This is a genomic window from Thalassospira sp. ABD4_177, from assembly GCF_056160125.1.
The window spans coordinates 2,644,125-2,660,420 of the sequence record NZ_JBSWWO010000001.1 but is presented as its reverse complement, the minus strand read 5'-3'; the positions used below and the strand labels follow the sequence as shown (position 1 = coordinate 2,660,420).

At 54.2% G+C, this 16,296-nt stretch carries 16 protein-coding genes; 7 read left to right on the top strand and 9 right to left on the bottom strand.

Annotated features, from left to right (window positions below; genetic code table 11):
• Nucleotides 1-121 precede the first annotated feature (121 nt).
• The 5 genes from ACXAF0_RS12220 to ACXAF0_RS12200 all read right to left on the bottom strand — a co-directional run bounded on the left by ACXAF0_RS12220 (nucleotide 122) and on the right by ACXAF0_RS12200 (nucleotide 6,811).
• Nucleotides 122-832: an amino acid ABC transporter ATP-binding protein gene (locus ACXAF0_RS12220; RefSeq protein WP_200892681.1), complete on the bottom strand. Its 711-nt coding sequence runs from the start codon at nucleotides 830-832 to the stop codon at nucleotides 122-124.
• A 91-nt stretch (nucleotides 833-923) separates the two neighbouring features.
• Complete coding sequence (locus ACXAF0_RS12215; protein WP_475346121.1) at nucleotides 924-2,027, bottom strand: amino acid ABC transporter permease; 1,104 nt, start codon at nucleotides 2,025-2,027, stop codon at nucleotides 924-926.
• A 1-nt stretch (nucleotide 2,028) separates the two neighbouring features.
• On the bottom strand, nucleotides 2,029-3,225 hold the full coding sequence (locus tag ACXAF0_RS12210) for an amino acid ABC transporter permease (protein ID WP_475346120.1): 1,197 nt from the start codon (nucleotides 3,223-3,225) through the stop codon (nucleotides 2,029-2,031).
• Nucleotides 3,226-3,342: 117 nt separating this feature from the next.
• Nucleotides 3,343-4,365, bottom strand: coding sequence for an amino acid ABC transporter substrate-binding protein (locus ACXAF0_RS12205; protein WP_475346119.1), 1,023 nt, complete (start codon nucleotides 4,363-4,365; stop codon nucleotides 3,343-3,345).
• A gap of 493 nt (nucleotides 4,366-4,858) precedes the next feature.
• A complete protein-coding gene (locus tag ACXAF0_RS12200) occupies nucleotides 4,859-6,811 on the bottom strand; it encodes an acetoacetate--CoA ligase (protein ID WP_475346118.1) in 1,953 nt (650 codons plus the stop codon).
• A gap of 420 nt (nucleotides 6,812-7,231) precedes the next feature.
• On the opposite strand from ACXAF0_RS12200, the gene moaB reads away from it, so the two are divergent.
• The 5 genes from moaB to ACXAF0_RS12175 all read left to right on the top strand — a co-directional run bounded on the left by moaB (nucleotide 7,232) and on the right by ACXAF0_RS12175 (nucleotide 11,728).
• Nucleotides 7,232-7,762 carry a molybdenum cofactor biosynthesis protein B gene (gene moaB / locus ACXAF0_RS12195; protein ID WP_475346117.1) on the top strand — a complete coding sequence of 177 codons (531 nt, stop codon included), beginning with the start codon at nucleotides 7,232-7,234 and terminating at the stop codon, nucleotides 7,760-7,762.
• 61 nt (nucleotides 7,763-7,823) lie between these two features.
• Nucleotides 7,824-8,591 carry a sulfite exporter TauE/SafE family protein gene (locus ACXAF0_RS12190; RefSeq protein ID WP_475346116.1) on the top strand — a complete coding sequence of 256 codons (768 nt, stop codon included), beginning with the start codon at nucleotides 7,824-7,826 and terminating at the stop codon, nucleotides 8,589-8,591.
• Nucleotides 8,592-8,874: 283 nt separating this feature from the next.
• Nucleotides 8,875-9,903 (top strand): methyl-accepting chemotaxis protein, encoded by a 1,029-nt coding sequence (locus ACXAF0_RS12185; RefSeq protein ID WP_475346115.1) that lies wholly within the window; start codon nucleotides 8,875-8,877, stop codon nucleotides 9,901-9,903.
• 178 nt (nucleotides 9,904-10,081) lie between these two features.
• The gene (locus tag ACXAF0_RS12180; RefSeq protein ID WP_475346114.1) at nucleotides 10,082-10,894 is read left to right on the top strand and encodes a hypothetical protein; all 813 of its coding nucleotides are present in this window, start codon (nucleotides 10,082-10,084) and stop codon (nucleotides 10,892-10,894) included.
• A 72-nt stretch (nucleotides 10,895-10,966) separates the two neighbouring features.
• Nucleotides 10,967-11,728 carry an IclR family transcriptional regulator gene (locus ACXAF0_RS12175; protein ID WP_475346113.1) on the top strand — a complete coding sequence of 254 codons (762 nt, stop codon included), beginning with the start codon at nucleotides 10,967-10,969 and terminating at the stop codon, nucleotides 11,726-11,728.
• A gap of 12 nt (nucleotides 11,729-11,740) precedes the next feature.
• Here ACXAF0_RS12175 and msrA read toward each other — a convergent pair whose 3' ends face one another.
• Nucleotides 11,741-12,385 (bottom strand): peptide-methionine (S)-S-oxide reductase MsrA, encoded by a 645-nt coding sequence (msrA, locus tag ACXAF0_RS12170; RefSeq protein ID WP_475346112.1) that lies wholly within the window; start codon nucleotides 12,383-12,385, stop codon nucleotides 11,741-11,743.
• An 88-nt stretch (nucleotides 12,386-12,473) separates the two neighbouring features.
• On the opposite strand from msrA, the gene ACXAF0_RS12165 reads away from it, so the two are divergent.
• Nucleotides 12,474-12,893 (top strand): PGPGW domain-containing protein, encoded by a 420-nt coding sequence (locus ACXAF0_RS12165; protein WP_475346111.1) that lies wholly within the window; start codon nucleotides 12,474-12,476, stop codon nucleotides 12,891-12,893.
• On the opposite strand, the gene ACXAF0_RS12160 is transcribed toward ACXAF0_RS12165, so the two are convergent.
• From ACXAF0_RS12160 to ACXAF0_RS12150, 3 genes are all read right to left on the bottom strand, one after another.
• A complete protein-coding gene (locus ACXAF0_RS12160) occupies nucleotides 12,883-14,262 on the bottom strand; it encodes an SPOR domain-containing protein (protein WP_475346110.1) in 1,380 nt (459 codons plus the stop codon). The genes ACXAF0_RS12165 and ACXAF0_RS12160 overlap by 11 nt on opposite strands.
• Nucleotides 14,263-14,407: 145 nt before the next feature.
• Nucleotides 14,408-14,791 carry a hypothetical protein gene (locus ACXAF0_RS12155; protein WP_475346109.1) on the bottom strand — a complete coding sequence of 128 codons (384 nt, stop codon included), beginning with the start codon at nucleotides 14,789-14,791 and terminating at the stop codon, nucleotides 14,408-14,410.
• A gap of 106 nt (nucleotides 14,792-14,897) precedes the next feature.
• Entirely contained in the window at nucleotides 14,898-15,365 is a 468-nt protein-coding gene (locus ACXAF0_RS12150) for a tetratricopeptide repeat protein (RefSeq protein WP_475346108.1), read from the bottom strand.
• Between the two features lie 140 nt (nucleotides 15,366-15,505).
• On the opposite strand from ACXAF0_RS12150, the gene ACXAF0_RS12145 reads away from it, so the two are divergent.
• Nucleotides 15,506-16,240, top strand: coding sequence for a DUF4126 domain-containing protein (locus ACXAF0_RS12145; RefSeq protein WP_475346107.1), 735 nt, complete (start codon nucleotides 15,506-15,508; stop codon nucleotides 16,238-16,240).
• The last annotated feature ends 56 nt before the right edge of the window (nucleotides 16,241-16,296 follow it).

Here is a 16,296-nt window from a genome sequence, read left to right as displayed (position 1 = left end):
TGAATCTGTTGGGCCGAGTTTCGGCAATTGCGCGGGCCGGGGCAAGGATCATTTTCACAAAAACGAAAACGGCCCCGCATATGGGGGCCGTTTTGCAAAGGTCGGATGGTTGGATAACCAGTTAGTGCGACAGAATCTGGCTGAGGAACAGCTTGGTACGGTCGCTTTTCGGGTTATCAAAGAACTCCTGCGGACCCGCCATTTCGACGATCTGGCCAGCATCCATGAAGATCACGCGGTCTGCGACCTCTTTGGCGAAGCCCATTTCGTGGGTCACGCACAGCATGGTCATGCCTTCCTTGGCAAGCTCGACCATAACGTCGAGCACTTCCTTGACCATTTCCGGGTCAAGGGCCGAGGTCGGCTCATCAAACAGCATGATTTTCGGCTGCATGCAGAGCGAACGGGCAATCGCCACACGCTGCTGCTGACCACCGGAAAGCTGACCCGGATATTTATGGGCCTGCTCGGCAATGCGTACACGCTCAAGATAGTGCATGGCGAGATCGTTGGCTTCTTTCTTGGGCATCTTGCGAACCCAGATCGGTGCCAGCGTCAGGTTTTCCAGCACGGTCATGTGCGGGAAAAGGTTGAAGTGCTGGAACACCATGCAGACTTCGCGGCGCACGGCTTCGATGTTTTTGACATCGTCGCCAAGCAGAATGCCGTCGACATAGATTTCACCGCTTTGATAGGTCTCAAGACGGTTCATGGTGCGGATCAGCGTCGATTTACCAGAGCCGGACGGGCCACAGATAACGATACGCTCACCCTTGCGAACAGACAGGTCAATATCCTGAAGAACATGGAAATTGCCATACCATTTGTTCATCTTGTTGACGACGATGACATCCTCTTTGGACGGAGGAGGCACAGCGCCGGTAGTGGTTTCAGTTGCTACAGTCATTGTAAATCCTCACTCCTTACCTTTGTTCGCCTTTGCGAAGCTCTTTTTCAAGATAGGCGGAATATTTCGCCATCGAGAAACAGATCAGGAAGAATATTGCCGCTGCGAAGGCATAGCCTTCGACGTAATACTTGGTCCAGGCCGGGTCACTGCGAAGGGCCAGCTTCACCGTGCCAAGGAAGTCAAACAGGCCGATAATCACGACCAGCGTGGTATCCTTGAACATGGAGATAAAGCTGTTCACAGTCGGCGGGATCACCAGACGCAGAGCCTGCGGCAGAATGATCAGACGCATGGACTGCCAATAGGACAGCGCAAGGCTGTCACCGGCTTCGAACTGGCCACGCGGTAGAGCCTGCAGGCCACCACGGAACACCTCGGCGAGGTAGGCGGCGGTAAACAGGATGATACCGATCTGTGCACGCAGCAGCTTGTCGATGGTGACCCCATCAGGCAAGAACAGCGGGAACATGACCGATGCCATGAACAGAACCGTAATCAGCGGCACGCCACGAATAACTTCGATGTAGACCACAGAGACGGTTTTGATTGCCGGCATGTGCGACTGACGGCCAAGGGCCAACAGCAGACCAAACGGGAAGGCAAAGATCACACCGATCGAGGACAGGATCAGGGTCAGCGGCAGGCCGCCCCAATAGCTGTTCTGGACATAGGTGAGACCAAAGATACCGCCCCACATCAGAATGGCAATAATCGGCACGCCAATCACCCACATCGGGATGATGGCCTTGCGCAGGCTCGGATACTTAACGGCACCGAGGCTCCCGCAGATGATGCCCATGAGAAGGATCATGGCCAGCAGCGGACGCCATTGTTCATCAAACGGGTAGGTACCAAACAGGATCAGCCGCAAGTTGGCGTTTACAAAGCCCCAGCAGGCGCCAGAGACCTCTGCGCAGCCTTCAATCGTCGGAGACAGCGTCGCATTGACGATAGCCCATTCAACGATCGGAGGAATCAGCCACAGAAGGAACGCAATCGAACCAAGGGTCAGGAGGGTATTAAACCAGCCATCAAACAGGTTCTTCTTGGCCCAGGTAACAGCCCGCGTTGTAACTGTGCCGGTTGGAAGAGGAGGTAGTTTTGCGTTTTCTGACATTTTACCTCTCCACCAGTGCCATTTTCTTGTTGAACCAGTTCATAAAGAGCGAGGTCAACAAGGACAAACCAAGATAGATCGACATGAAGATCGAGATCGCCTCGATCGCCTGACCTGTCTGGTTCATGGTCGTGTTGGATACAGAAACCAGATCCGGATACCCGACAGCAACCGCAAGCGAGCTGTTTTTGGTCAGGTTGAGATACTGGTTGGTCAGCGGCGGGATCGCAACGCGCATCGATTGCGGCAGGATCACCTTGCGAAGGGCCACAGAACGGCGAACGCCAAGACTGTCGGCAGCTTCCCACTGGCCATTCGGAACGGCCTGGATACCGGAACGGACAACCTCTGCGACATAGGTCGAGGTATAAACCGTAAGGCCGATCAGAACCGCCATGAATTCCGGTGAAATGTTGTAACCACCCCGAATGTTAAAGCCTTTCAGGGCCGGCATGCTCAGTTCGGTCGGTGCGCCGCCTGCCAGATAGGCAAGGAAGACAAGACCGACGAAAATGCCAAGACCGGCAAGGAACATCGGGAAGGGCTGACCTGTCGCATCCTGGCGTTTCTTGGCCCATTTCTTGACGAAATAGATCACAACGCAGGCAATGACGGCGGCAATTGCCATCAGCGTATAGGCATTATCCGGTTCCGGAACCGGCATATACATGCCGCGCGACGTCAGCAAGACGCCGGGAATGGGTTCCAACGCTTCACGCGGGTGCGGGAATGCCCCCGGGATCAGTGCGTACCAGAAGAACAGCTGCAACAGAACCGGGATGTTTCGGAACGTTTCGACATAAACGGTTGCCAGTTTGCGAACGATCCAGTTCGAGGACAGGCGTGCAACGCCAAAGATTGTCCCGATGATCGTGCACAAAACGATACCGAGCAGCGACACCTTCACAGTGTTCAGAAGACCGACCATCAGCGCCGTCGCATAACTGCTTTGAGCGCTGTATTCGATCATGGTTTCACTGATCTCGAAGGAAGCTTCAAGATCGAGGAACCCGTAACCGGTAGAGATGTTTTGTTGTTCAAGGTTGTACAGGGTGTTGGACACCAGGTACCAGCCCGCAAGAACGATCAGTCCGATTGCGATGATCTGATAGAGAACCGCACGGACATTTTCGTCATTGAGATAATCGACGAGCCCCTTGGAACGCACATCCCCCGGGGCATTTTGAGGCTTACTCATATGACCCTCAGGTGTAGATTGTATCCAAAATCAGCAAGCACCTAACGAAAAGCTCCGCCCATGCGTTCAGGCAGTGGGGCGGAGCTTCGTAGGTTCAGATAGTCGGTTTGCTAGGGATTAGCGAACCGGCCATGCATACTGCAGGCCACCATCGGTCCACAGAGCGTTCAGACCACGCTCGAGGCCCAGCTTGGCGGTAACGTTTTTCTCATAGCTTTCGCCATAGTTACCAACCTGCTTGATGATGTTGTATGCCCAAGCTTCGTCGAGACCAAGAGCTTCACCCATGCCCGGGGTTACGCCAAGCAGACGCTGGATGCCCGGGTTGGTGCTGTTTGCTTTCATGTCGTCAACATTTTCCATGGTCACGCCATACTCTTCTGCTTCAACCATTGCGGTGAAGGCCCAGCGAACGACGTCCGACCACTGTTCGTCACCCTGGGCGACAACCGGACCGAGCGGTTCTTTGGAAATGATTTCCGGAAGAATGACATAGTCATCCGGGTTTTCTGCCATCTGGGTACGGATGGAAGCAAGACCCGAAGCGTCCGTGGTGTAAACGTCGCAACGACCCGAGAAGAAGGCAGCGGTTGCTTCGTTGATGTTTTCGATAACGACCGGCTCGAAGGACATGCCTTTGGCGCGGAAGTAATCAGCAAGGTTCAGCTCGGTCGTGGTGCCCGGCTCAACGCAGACGGTTGCGCCGTCAAGTTCGGTTGCGCTCGAAACGCCGAGACCTTTCGGGATCAGGAAGCCCTGACCGTCATAGTAGTTGATGCCAACAAAGGTCAGGCCCAGTTTCGCGTCACGGGTGGTGGTTGCAGTGGTGTTACGCGACAGGATGTCGATTTCACCGGATTGCAGTGCCGTGAAGCGCTGAGCTGCGGTCAGCGGGGTATACTGAACGGCGTTTGCGTCACCAAGCAGTGCAGCTGCAGTTGCACGGCAGACGTCAACGTCGATACCTTCCCACTTACCTTCGGCATTGGCAGCGGAGAAACCCGGAAGACCGGTGTTCACGCCGCACTGAACGAAACCTTTGTCCTTGATGCCGTCAAGCACGGCACCTGCCTGTGCGTTCTGCGCGGCAACGGCTGCAACGGTCATTGCGCCAGCGGCAAGGATCGTTTGAATTTTCATAAGATAGCTCCCTTGTTAGCAAAGCATTGTTTTTAGCTTTTATGCCACCCTGGATATGCACAGCCGCATATCCATCCGTCCGAAGAAGATCGGACCGCCAAATTAAGAAATTTTAGGCTGCCTTGTGTCAAGTGTGAAAAATTCGGGGCGTGAGCCGGGAGCGTGAATTGAGCGGAAAATTGAGAGTTTTTCTGCAGTTATATCCTGCGTAGTTTCACTTAGATACTTTATACAAAGCTGCGTTTTCTTCGTATATTCAAAGCGCTAGTACGAAAACGTGCAGGGTTCGGGGTGAGGTCTGGAATTGCACGAACTTTTTTTCATCAAAAGAAGGGGTGTGATCAAAAAAAGTGCATGAGGCCATGCTGTTTAAAAAACATGCATCACTGCAGTGCGGAATCGGACTGTTGCTCGTGTCACGGGTTTCTTGTCTCGAAGCGATCTGTGGCGAGGCAGAAAAAAGCCCCGCTCTTTGTGGCGGGGCTTTGGAGGATCAGTTTTTCAGTTCTGACAGATTGGAAAACAGCTCCAATGCCGTCGGGTTTGCCAAGGCTTCCTGATTTTTAACCGGTCTGCCATGGACAACATCGCGCACCGCAAGTTCGGTAATCTTGCCCGATTTGGTGCGGGGAATATCGGCAACTGCAAGGACCTTTGCCGGCACATGTCGCGGGGTGCAATTGGCGCGGATCTGTTTCTTGATCTTGTCGATCAGCGCGGTATCCAGCGCGTAATTATCGCGCAGCACAACAAACAGGATCACGCGAACGTCGTTATCCCAGTCCTGGCCGATCACAATCGATTCCTGAATTTCAGGCAGCTTTTCGACCTGGCGATAAATCTCGGCCGTGCCGATCCGGACGCCACCGGGGTTTAGTGTCGCGTCTGATCGGCCATAAATGACCATGCCGCCATCGTCATCAAGCTCGACATAGTCCCCGTGGCACCAGATGTTCTCAAACCGATCAAAATAGGCATCGTGATAGCGCGAACCATCCGGGTCATTCCAGAACCCGACAGGCATTGACGGGAATGGCTTGGTGCAAACCAGTTCACCCTTTTCATTGCGCACTGGATTGCCGTCATCATCAAACACATCAACCGCAACGCCAAGGGCGCGGGTCTGAATGACGCCGCGTTTGACTGGCAGGACAGGGGATGCCAACACAAAGCAGCCAAGGATGTCCGTGCCGCCCGAAATCGATGCCAGATGGATGTCTTCCTTGATGTCACGATAGACGTAATCAAAGCTTTCCGGTGCAAGCGGCGACCCGGTCGATGTCATGGCGCGTACCGTTGAAAGGTCGTGCGTCTCGCGTGGTTTCAGTTCGGCCTTGGCAAGGGCGTCAATGTACTTGGCTGACGTGCCAAACAGTGTCATGCCTTCTGCGTCGGCATAATCAAACAGGATGTTACCGTTCGGATAGAAGGGCGAACCATCATAAAGCAGCAGCGTTGCACCCGCTGCCAGTCCCGCCATCAACCAGTTCCACATCATCCAGCCGCAGGTGGTGAAATAGAACACGCGATCACCCGGGGCGACGTCGCAATGCAAGATGTGCTCGGATACCTGTTTTAACAGCGTCCCGCCCGTGCCATGCACAATGCATTTCGGTTTCCCCGTCGTTCCCGATGAGAACATCACGTAAAGCGGGTGATTGAATTCAACCTGCTCAAAGACGATCCGCTCCGTCGGGAAGGGGGCAATGAAGTCGTCATAGCTTACGGCATTGGGAATGTCGGTGGTGTTGTCCCCGTCAAATGCGTAAGCGACGATCACCACCTTTTTCAGGCTGTCGATGCGATCAACTACATCGCGCACCTTTTCGCGGATGTCATGTTGCTTGCCGTTATAATGGTACCCATCAACAGTTATCATCACGGTTGGTTCGATCTGACCAAACCGGTCAACAACCCCCTGAACCCCGAAATCGGGGGAGGCGGATGACCAGGTGGCCCCGATGGCGGCCGTTGCCAGCATCGCAATCACGGTTTCCGACATGTTTGGCATATAGCCGCATACACGATCGCCCTTGCCAACGCCCTCGGCACGCAGTGCCTGCGCGAATTTGGAAACGGCAATGTTAAGCTCGGCCCAGGACAGGCAGGTTTTGACTTTGTCCTCACCCCAGAAAATCAGGGCATCGCTGTCATCGTCACGCACCAGAAGGTTTTCGGCAAAGTTCAGTCGGGCATCGGGGAAGAATTGCGCACCGGGCATCTTGTTACCGTCAATCAGGATGCGCTCACCCCATGTTTCGGCCTTGAGTTCGGCATACTCAACGACAGCCTGCCAAAAATGTTCAAGTTCGGACACAGACCAATCATAGAGCTCCGTGAAACTCTGAAGGTTCAGCGCATACTTTTCATTCACCCAGTCGCGAAAGCGGGTGACATTTGCATTCTCAACGCGTTCCTTCGTCGGTTGCCAAAGCAAGTCGCTCATGATGGGTCCTTTGTTTCCTGCCGAATATACTTGGTGGTGTCGACGCATCGTTTCGGCGCGCCAATTTGGTAGTCCTTTACCGCTTTTCTAAGCGTAAAATTACACACCGGCAAGCGAAGTCACGTAGATGTGTTTAATTGGTAATACCAATTGCGCGATTTTTGATAAAGTGATTTGTTTTGAGTGGTCGTTAAGTGTCTGTATTTCTGAGTAAATGTGTTCGGATGTTCGCAGGGAAATTTGTTTGATCGTGTGGTCGGTTGGTGCGTTGATTTGCTAATAAAGTATCAAATGATGCCTGTTTTTTGTTGTTTCCTGATTCGGTATGGGCGTTGAGAACACTGTTGGATGTGAAAACGCTTGCACCTGTTTCAGGGCATATTAGGTTGGTGCAGCATTTCATGGGATATGGAGAGAACCGTGGCGGGAATTGACAAAAGCCAACCTTTTGTATCGATCAATATTGCGGTCCTGACCGTCAGCGATACACGTGATCTCCATAACGATACCTCCGGCGAAGTCCTGTGCGAGCGGATCATCGAAAAAGGGCATCGGGTATATGAGCGCGAAATTCTGCCCGATGATCAGGTCGCCTTGCGCAAACAGCTGGGGGCCTGGTGTGCCGATCAAAATATCGATGTGATCATCACGACCGGTGGCACAGGGGTTACGGGCAGGGATGTCACGGTCGAAGCCCATCGTGCCCTTTATGAAAAGGAAATCCCGGGATTTGGAGAGCTTTTCCGTTGGATTTCCTATCAGAAAATTGGCACTTCAACTGTTCAGTCAAGGGCAACTGCCGGGGTCTGCATGGGCACCTATCTGTTTGCCTTACCGGGATCAACGGGTGCTTGCAAGGACGCCTGGGACGAAATCCTGACCTACCAACTCGATATCCGGCACCGGCCATGTAACTTTGTTGAGCTGATGCCGCGACTTCTAGAACAATAATCCCATCGGCCAGCACGCCATCCCCGACATCCGGGATGTTCACCCCAAATAAGGACTTTCGATGGAATTCATCTCGGATCCGTTTTTTTATCTTGTTGGTATTCCCGCCGTCTTGATTGCAGGCATATCAAAAAGTGGCTTTGGGGGCGGACTTGGTGTCGTAGCCGTGCCTCTGATGGCCTTGGCCGTATCGCCGCAGGCCGCAGCTGCGATCATGCTGCCCATTCTGTGCCTCATGGATCTTGCGAATGTATGGGCCTATCGCAAACGTTGGGACCGCCGGAACATGATCATCCTCGTGCCTGCCGCTTTGCTTGGCATTCTGGTTGGCACATTGTCGTTTAGCTACCTGAACGAAGCGGCCGTCAAACTGATCATCGCCCTGATCGCGATCATCTTTACGCTCGATCATTGGTTGCGTGGCCGCAATGCAAGCAACGCCCCCGGATCGGCGACGATCAGCAAGGGCACCATTCTTGGCACGCTCGCAGGTTTCACAAGCTTTGTCGCCCATGCCGGCGGCCCCCCGGTTTCGGTGTATCTGTTGCCACAAAAAATGGATAAGTCGATCTTTGTCGGCACGACGGTGATGTTTTTCATTATCGTCAATTACGTCAAACTGATCCCGTATGCCTTGCTTGGGCAATTTGACGCGTCAAATCTTGGGACGTCGCTGGTGTTCATTCCTGTTGCGTTGTTCGGGACATGGCTGGGCTTGTGGGCCCATGACAAGGTAAGTGTGACTTTGTTCTACCGGGTTTGTTATAGCCTTCTGTTCCTGACAGGGATCAAGCTGCTGGCAGATTCGATCCTTGCCTTCACGGCCTGACACCCACGCCGAAGTATGATCAAACGCCAGAATTGAACGATCGTGCTTCGCTAGCGCGCATCTGATCTAAGTGAATGAAAGTGCGGGCCAAAACGCGCTGAGTATATAAACGCTCTATCGGTGCAACGCGCGGTTTTGGGGCAGGCGTGAATTCCATTATTTACGCCCAGATCGAAGTGACCTATGATAGAATAATGCTGCAAAGATAAGCAGAATTGATGACTGAGTAAAAAGCGAACAGCAGCAGGAGGGAACTTGACGTCCTTATGGGAGCTTTACTTGAATGCCAGAAAGAATTCTGCAGGTTGCGACGGCAATGTCCGGGCAGGCCAACGAGAAAATCACTGAAATCAAGGCCGTCACACGGGCAACGCGTACGCTTGCATTGAATGCACTGATCGAGGCCGCGCGCGCTGGCGAGGTCGGTCGTGGTTTTGGTGTAGTTGCCAACGAGGTCAAGGACATCTCCCAACGAGTGACAGGGATCACGGAAGAGCTTGAAGAAATGTTTCTCAAGCTTGCAAGCGATCTGGAGGAAACCGCCCAGACGGCCCGTGGCGACCGGTTTTCTGATCTGGCACGTTATGCTGTCGAATTGATGGATCGAAACCTGTTCGAGCGTTCCTGCGATGTCCGCTGGTGGGCAACCGATGCGGCGGTCGTCGATGTCTGCGAAAACCCGCAGGATGAGTCGATCGCCCAACGTGCGTCGCAACGGTTGGGCGTTATTCTTGATTCCTACACGGTGTATCTTGATCTCTGGATCGCAGATAAAAACGGCAACATCCTTGCCAATGGTCGCCCGGATACCTACCGGCTGAATGGCCAGAATATTTCAGACCATGCATGGTTCCACGAAGCATTGCGTTGTCGCGATGGCGGACATTATGCCGTGGCTGATGTTGAACAGAATCCCTTGCTGAACAATGCGGCCACCCCGATCTATGCAACCGCCGTGCGCAAGGGCGGCGCCGTCGATGGTGAAGTTATAGGTGTGATGGGGGTTTTCTTTGACTGGGAAGACCAAGCGCCAATGATCGTCAAGGCCCTGAATTTCAGCCCTGAAGAACGGGAACGCACACGCGTGATGCTTGTGGACTCCAATAACCGGGTTCTTGCCGCATCGGATGACAAAGGTGTCCTGAGCGAAAGGGTTGATTTGCGCGTCGATGATCCCGCACGTGGGGCGTATCTGCTTGATGATGGTTCGTTGGTGGCCTACGCCCTGACACCGGGTTACGAAACCTATGAAGGCCTTGGGTGGCGCGGCGTGATTGTTCAGGCACCCATAGCGATAAATGCCAGCCCCTAGTCGATAGCGAGGCTTTCGGCCATTCCAGATAAGCTAAAACGGGCAGTCCAACGGGCTGGCCGTTTTCTTTTAGGCGGTTCAAAGCCGTTTGCGCTTGCCTGTCTTCGAGAAACCGGATACCGATGTTGTCACTTTGTTGATAAGTTGTCATCGTTGTTTGAGTTGAAGGATAAGGCTGTTGGAACTGATCCTTGCCAAGATTGCTGTCTCGATTGGGACAGTTCTGGGATTATCTGTGCTTGCAGAGCGGGCCGGGCCACGCGTGGCCGGTGTTTTGTCCGGTTATCCCCTTGGGACGGCCATTCTTTTATACTTCATTGCGGTCGAGCAGGGTGTCGCCTTTGCCAGTGAAAGCGCGGTTTACACCTTGCCTGGCCTGATTTCGACACTGACATTTCTGTATGCCTATTTTCTGGTATCGCGGCGGTGTGTGGGGTTGCCGGTTATTCCTCAAATCCTGCTGAGTTCGGCGGGCGCATTCGTGACATATATCGCGGTATCGTGGTTGTTTCAGCTGGCCCCGATGAGTTTGACCCAGGCGGCTATCATTCTTTTGGTTGCGATCTTTGTTGCGCTGGTGCTGTTTCGCAAGATCGAGAACGTGCGCATTCTTAATCGCGTCCGCCTGACAAAGGGTGTTGTGTTGCTGCGCGCCGCACTGGCGGCGATCATTGTGCTGTTGATCAGTGGTATGGCGGCTTGGATCGGGCCGCGCTGGGCCGGGTTGTTATCGGGCTTTCCGGTCACGCTTTATCCGATGATGCTGATCCTGCATTTCTCCTATGGTGCTGAAACGGTTCATACCGTGATCCGGAATTTCCCGCGCGGGATGGGAGCACTATGGATTTACATTCTTGCAGTGACCCTTGGTTATCCTGAGCTCGGGCTTGTCTGGGGGACGGTTTGCGCCTTTGTGGCCGCGACTGTTTATCTGGTCAGTTACTCCACTTTCGTCTGGATGCGTCAAAAGTCCGTGCAAGCCGCACGATGATCTCCTAACATTCAGAGACAACATGACAATGATGGTCGGGATAATCGACCACTTGCAGGGAGAAGTCGCTGAATGCAGCAGGTCCAGTCACTGGTCAGAGCATTAAGCATCCTCAACGCGCTTGCCGAAAGCGAAGACGGGATGACTCTGACCGAAATTGCGCAACAGGTGAAGTTGCCGCCCTCAACAGCCCACCGTCTGCTGACCACCATGCAACATGAACGCTATGTTGCGTTTGACGGGGAACGCACCCTCTGGTTTGTCGGGGTGCAGGCCTTTAGTGTTGGTAATGCCTTTACCAAGAACCGCAACTTGAGCCAGATCGCCCGGCCTTACATGCGGGCCTTGATGGAAGACAGCGGTGAAACCGTCAATCTTGCTGTCGCAGATGGTGGGGAGGTTATCTTCCTGTCGCAGGTCGAATGCCGTAAAATGATGCGTGCCTTGGTGACGCCGGGCCGCCGTGCCTTGATGCATTGTTCGGGTGTGGGCAAGGCTCTGTTGGCATTCTTGCCAGAAGAAGAACTGAATTCCGTGGTTGCCCAGCATGGCTTGCCAAAGATTACCGAGCGAACCCTCATCACGCAGAGCGCACTGGAACAGGATCTGGAACGTTCCAGACAACGCGGTTATGCCCTTGATGATGAAGAGCACGCGGTTGGTTTGCGCTGTGTCGCTGGTGTTGTCCGTGATGAGACAGGCCTGCCAATTGCGGCCCTGTCACTTTCGGGTCCGGCCGCGCGTATTCCCAACGATCACATCGAGCAACTGGGCCTTAAGATCCGCCGGGTTTGTGCGGATCTTAGTCGGGAATACGGCGGCAAACCGGTCTGATTAAGGCGTTTGTCACATGCCAGGGCACGAAACGCCGGTGCCGCCAAGGCCACAATACCCGTCCGGGTTTTTGTGAAGATATTGCTGGTGGAAGTCTTCGGCGTAGAAGAATTCCGGCGCCTCGGTGATTTCGGTTGTCACATCACTCTGACCAGCCGCTTTCAGGGCGGCGTTGTATTCTTCGCGCGACTTCGTCGCCGTCTGTTGCTGGTCAGCCGTGCGGGCATAAATGACGGATCGATATTGCGTTCCGACATCATTGCCCTGGCGCATGCCCTGCGTCGGGTCATGGTTTTCCCAGAACAGCTTCAATAGCGCCGCATAAGACGTCACGGTCGGATCAAAAACAACCATGACCACTTCGGCGTGACCGGTCATGCCGCTGCAGACTTCGCGATATGTCGGGTTCTTGGTGTAGCCACCGGCGTAGCCAACAGCCGTGCTGTAAACCCCCGGTGCTTTCCAGAACAGCCGTTCGGCACCCCAGAAACAGCCCATGCCAAAGATCGCAATCTCAAGATGTTCAGGGAACGGTCCCTTCATCGGATTGCCTGTCACCACATTGGCATCGGCAACGGGCAGGGCCTCGTCGCGGCCGGGCAGGGCGGTATCGGCGGTTGGCATTTTTGGTTTGTCGGCTTTTAGCACGGAGAACATGTCGTTTTTCCCGTAGAATTTTTTGCGTTCATGGGTGCAATGTACTCCAGACGCGCACAATAGCAATTCCCCTCTTGATCAAATGTCTTTGAACATTCTTTTGGCAGGGCTTTGCATCGTCTGGATAATCCACATTCAAAGTCGGTGGAACTGCGCGTTAGGGTTGGCTTTGCGCAAGCTTAAGCATTTGCAATCAATGGGTTTGATGCTTGCAGGCGTGGTCTGTTTGCTGATCGGGTTGGTGTTTTTGCCGCTGCCGCCGCCATTTTTTGGCATGGTCTTTATTGCCCTTGGCATCCCGCTGCTCGCGGCGGGCTCAAAACGGACAAGACGGTTTATCCAGCATCTGCGTTGGCGCTACTACCGACACAACGCAAAGATCGAGTATCTGTTGGCAAAAATGCCCGGCTTTGTTCGAAGGCACGGTCGAAAAACCCGGCCGGATGGACTGATGCGGTCACGCAAGATGGCGGCATCAGCCAAGCAACGGCAAACGCTTAAGGGGTAACACGGCGCACAAGGCAATCTGTGCCCGCGGATTTAAGGGTGTTACACGCCCGCGTCGCTTCCGAAGAGGATCCATACATCCCCGTGAGCAAGCGGAAAAACAGACCTTTTCCTTCAATCGCAATGCTGACGACTTCATGATCGGCCGCGGCAAGCATGCCATGGCGAGCATTCTGGAAATCCGACCAAGCGGCTTCAGCCCGACCGCGTGAGCGATAGGCTGCCAGCTGAACAGCATAGTAAGGGGCGTTCGCCTGCGTTGCTGATGGTGCGGTTGTTTGTTGTGGCGCCTGAGTTGGCGCAGGCGCAGGGGCAGGCGTTTGCGCCGTGGTAATCGGCAGTTCGATCATTGACGCGGCCTCTGGTTGGCGATCAACGATATCAAGCTCACCCTGTTCGACCGGGCGGCTGTTTGAGGTGACGCGAACACCGGTATGCTCGGTCGTCGCTGCGTCCCCGGCAATAGTCGGTGCTTCAAGCACAGGGGCCGGGCGTGCAGATGCTGCCGGGTCGGGCGCTGCGACCGGTGCCAGTTTGGCAACTGTATCGGCAGGCGGTGTTTGGGCAGGCACTGTTGCCGATGAAGCGGCAGGTGCCGCCGTTGCACGCGGTGTCGCAGCTGGGGCGGGGGACGATGCCGGCGCAGCAGACGTCGTACGTCTCTCAACCCGCGTTAGCTGAGCGGTGTTGTCGCTGACTTCCATTTCCATGCGTTCCACGGTCGTGGTCGGTGCTTCCGGCTCAGCCTCCACAACCCCGCCGGTCTCATAAAATCGGCGATCTCGCTCGACTTGCGGCGGATCGGGCAATTCCGGACCTGGGGCAACCGTTGCCGCGGCGACAACTTTGTCAATTTCTGCCGAGCGCGCATATTCAGGCGACGCCGCATCAAGCGCGACAAGCCGTCTTTGTGCGAGGGAATTGATACTGCCCGACAGACGGACACCCTGTCCGCAATCAAGATCAACTTTCATGTCAGGTGGTGTTGCGGTCAGCCAGACATAGAGTTTTCGGGCGTTTTCGTAGTTTCCGTCCATGTCATAGGAAATGGCCTGCAGCAGGTTTTCCTGCGGACTGCCATCCAGTGAAATGGGGGCAGAGGCACCATTGCCGCCTTGCGCTGTGCCGGGCAAGTTTCCGTTGCCGAAAAACAGCCCACAGGCCGCGCGGTTAAAGGCCGCCTTTTCGGTCGCGGTCGCCTGATTGGTTGATGGTGCGGTGATTTCTTGCGGCGATGATGATGACCCGAACCAAAGCCCGGACAGATCATCCGTGCTGCAGCCAGCAAGAAGCGGCAGGAGAGCTGCGGCAGTGAGCCATCGCCAATTGCGGCGTGGGTTGTTTTTTGTTGTCGCAGACCTGATTTTCACGCTTCACCTGATCATCGCTGTATCAGGGAAAGTTATATCTTTCCTTGGCTGCAAAGACAACTGTTGCAAACAGGGGGACTGTGATCAGGTCTGCTGGAAAATCAGGAAGATAAAGAAGTCGGCGGCGGCTCAAAGTGGTGATCGATTATCGCATCGCCAACGGGATCATGATCCCCACCAAAAGGATCAAAACGGTTACAGCAATGACGATATTGATAATGCCCTTGGTGGCCTGTTTGGCGGTTTCACGCGTCATGCCGGGGCTTTTGCCAGGGCGCGCTGCAGAACCACTTGTCACGCCAGCACTTTCGGGCGTCAGAATCTTGATGACCTGCTTTTTATCCTTGCGGCTTGCCTGGTCGTACTTGTTTTCGACGATACGGACTTCAGAATTGCTTTTATTGGCAATTGCACTTTTTGCAGAACTCAGGGCAGCGCTGTAATCGGATACCGTTTCCAGCTCCATCTGCTGCCCTGCGGCCCGCAGGCAAACGACCGAATAGCTTTTGCTCATCACAGCGTTTGACATGTATCTTCCCGTTTGCGTAAGTCCAACCAAAGCAGACATATGGCCTTTCTGCCCACAAAAGGGAACCTATCCTGACGAATAGGTTTTCTGAGGTCCAGCATGTCGACTAGTTGCTGATTTTACTCGCCAGCGTTTTGTATTCGTCGCAACCCGTACCGCAAACTTCTTGTAGGCGCGCCAGATTTTCCGCTGCCATCTCAGGTTTGCCTGTCTGCAGGAACAATTCACCCTGATATTCAAGGGCGCCAGCATGCTCCGGGTTGATCATCAGCGCGCGTTCATAGTTCTGCGCAGCACTGTCAAAATCGCCCATCTTGCGCTGGCTGTAGGCGAGGTAATTATATAGATCGGCGTTTTCAGAATCGTCTTCGAGCATGGTTTCGATCTTATCGATCGCCATCTCGTACATTTCGGTATCGACAAGCTCGGTTACGGCCGAAAGATCGGTTCCCTCGGAGCTCCAGCTATCGGAGCTTCCCATCGCAAAAGCGTTGCCTGCCAGAAGCGGGGTAGCAAGCATCATCACCACAGCACATGCCTTGATCATTTTTGGGGTTTCACCTTCACGGTTCATCGTCGTACCTTTCTTTGGATCTGATTTGGCATTAATACGTGCGTTGGGACGCTTTGAAAGTGTGATTTATCACAACTGGAAGTTTTGCCCAGTCATTTGTTGGTGAGAATTGTGGCTTTGAAAGGGCGTTTTTCTTGGGTGTGATTGAAACTCTTGCTTTGGGAATGGGCGGGGCCTGGGCCAGCGGTGTAAACCTGTATGGCACAGTCGTTGTTCTCGGTTTCATGAACAACTTCGGACTGCTTGATTTGCCACCAGAACTGCAGGTTCTGGGAAGCTGGTGGGTACTCGCCCTTGCGATGTTCCTCTATCTGATCGAATTCGTTGCTGATAAAATTCCGATCGTCGATAGCGTGTGGGACGCGATTCACACCTTTATCCGTATCCCTGCTGGCGCATTGCTTGCGGCCGGGGCCCTTGGCGGCCTTGATGTCGGATTGGGGGATGGTGTTCAGACCGCGATTGCATTGCTGGTTGGCGGCACTGTTGCAGCCGGAAGCCACTTTACCAAGGCGGGAAGTCGTGCTGCGATCAACACATCACCTGAGCCAATCAGCAACAGCGTCGCATCAGTCGCCGAAGATGTGGCTGTCTTTGGCGCCCTTTACACGGTTGCCTTCCATCCGGTGGTGTTCTTTGTGCTGCTTGCTGTGTTCGTGCTGCTTCTGGTCTGGCTGGTGCCAAAAATCTGGCGCTTTATCGGTCAGGTGTTTGGCAATGCGCGCCATCCATCGGTTGCCTATGCGCAGACCCGCGCACAGCAAGCCGGGCCGGGGGCGGGATGCCGAAGCTGGATCTGTCCGGGGCAGGTGGCGGATCATTGCCGCCGTCAGACAAACCGAAACTTCCGCCGGAATAATTTGGAATTTGGTTAAAAGAAAAGCCCGCAAGCATCTGACTTGCGGGCTTTTTATTTGGGTCTCGTGGCTTG

What these genes read in the sequence shown, in the direction of transcription:
- ACXAF0_RS12150 (WP_475346108.1), bottom strand. Translation starts at nt 15,365, where the DNA reads ATGAACCGTGAAGGTGAAACCCCAAAAATGATCAAGGCATGTGCTGTG.
- ACXAF0_RS12190 (WP_475346116.1), top strand. Translation starts at nt 7,824, where the DNA reads ATGGAATTCATCTCGGATCCGTTTTTTTATCTTGTTGGTATTCCCGCC.
- ACXAF0_RS12175 (WP_475346113.1), top strand. Translation starts at nt 10,967, where the DNA reads ATGCAGCAGGTCCAGTCACTGGTCAGAGCATTAAGCATCCTCAACGCG.
- ACXAF0_RS12155 (WP_475346109.1), bottom strand. Translation starts at nt 14,791, where the DNA reads ATGTCAAACGCTGTGATGAGCAAAAGCTATTCGGTCGTTTGCCTGCGG.
- ACXAF0_RS12185 (WP_475346115.1), top strand. Translation starts at nt 8,875, where the DNA reads ATGCCAGAAAGAATTCTGCAGGTTGCGACGGCAATGTCCGGGCAGGCC.
- ACXAF0_RS12215 (WP_475346121.1), bottom strand. Translation starts at nt 2,027, where the DNA reads ATGTCAGAAAACGCAAAACTACCTCCTCTTCCAACCGGCACAGTTACA.
- ACXAF0_RS12205 (WP_475346119.1), bottom strand. Translation starts at nt 4,365, where the DNA reads ATGAAAATTCAAACGATCCTTGCCGCTGGCGCAATGACCGTTGCAGCC.
- ACXAF0_RS12200 (WP_475346118.1), bottom strand. Translation starts at nt 6,811, where the DNA reads ATGAGCGACTTGCTTTGGCAACCGACGAAGGAACGCGTTGAGAATGCA.
- ACXAF0_RS12220 (WP_200892681.1), bottom strand. Translation starts at nt 832, where the DNA reads ATGAACAAATGGTATGGCAATTTCCATGTTCTTCAGGATATTGACCTG.
- msrA (WP_475346112.1), bottom strand. Translation starts at nt 12,385, where the DNA reads ATGTTCTCCGTGCTAAAAGCCGACAAACCAAAAATGCCAACCGCCGAT.
- ACXAF0_RS12210 (WP_475346120.1), bottom strand. Translation starts at nt 3,225, where the DNA reads ATGAGTAAGCCTCAAAATGCCCCGGGGGATGTGCGTTCCAAGGGGCTC.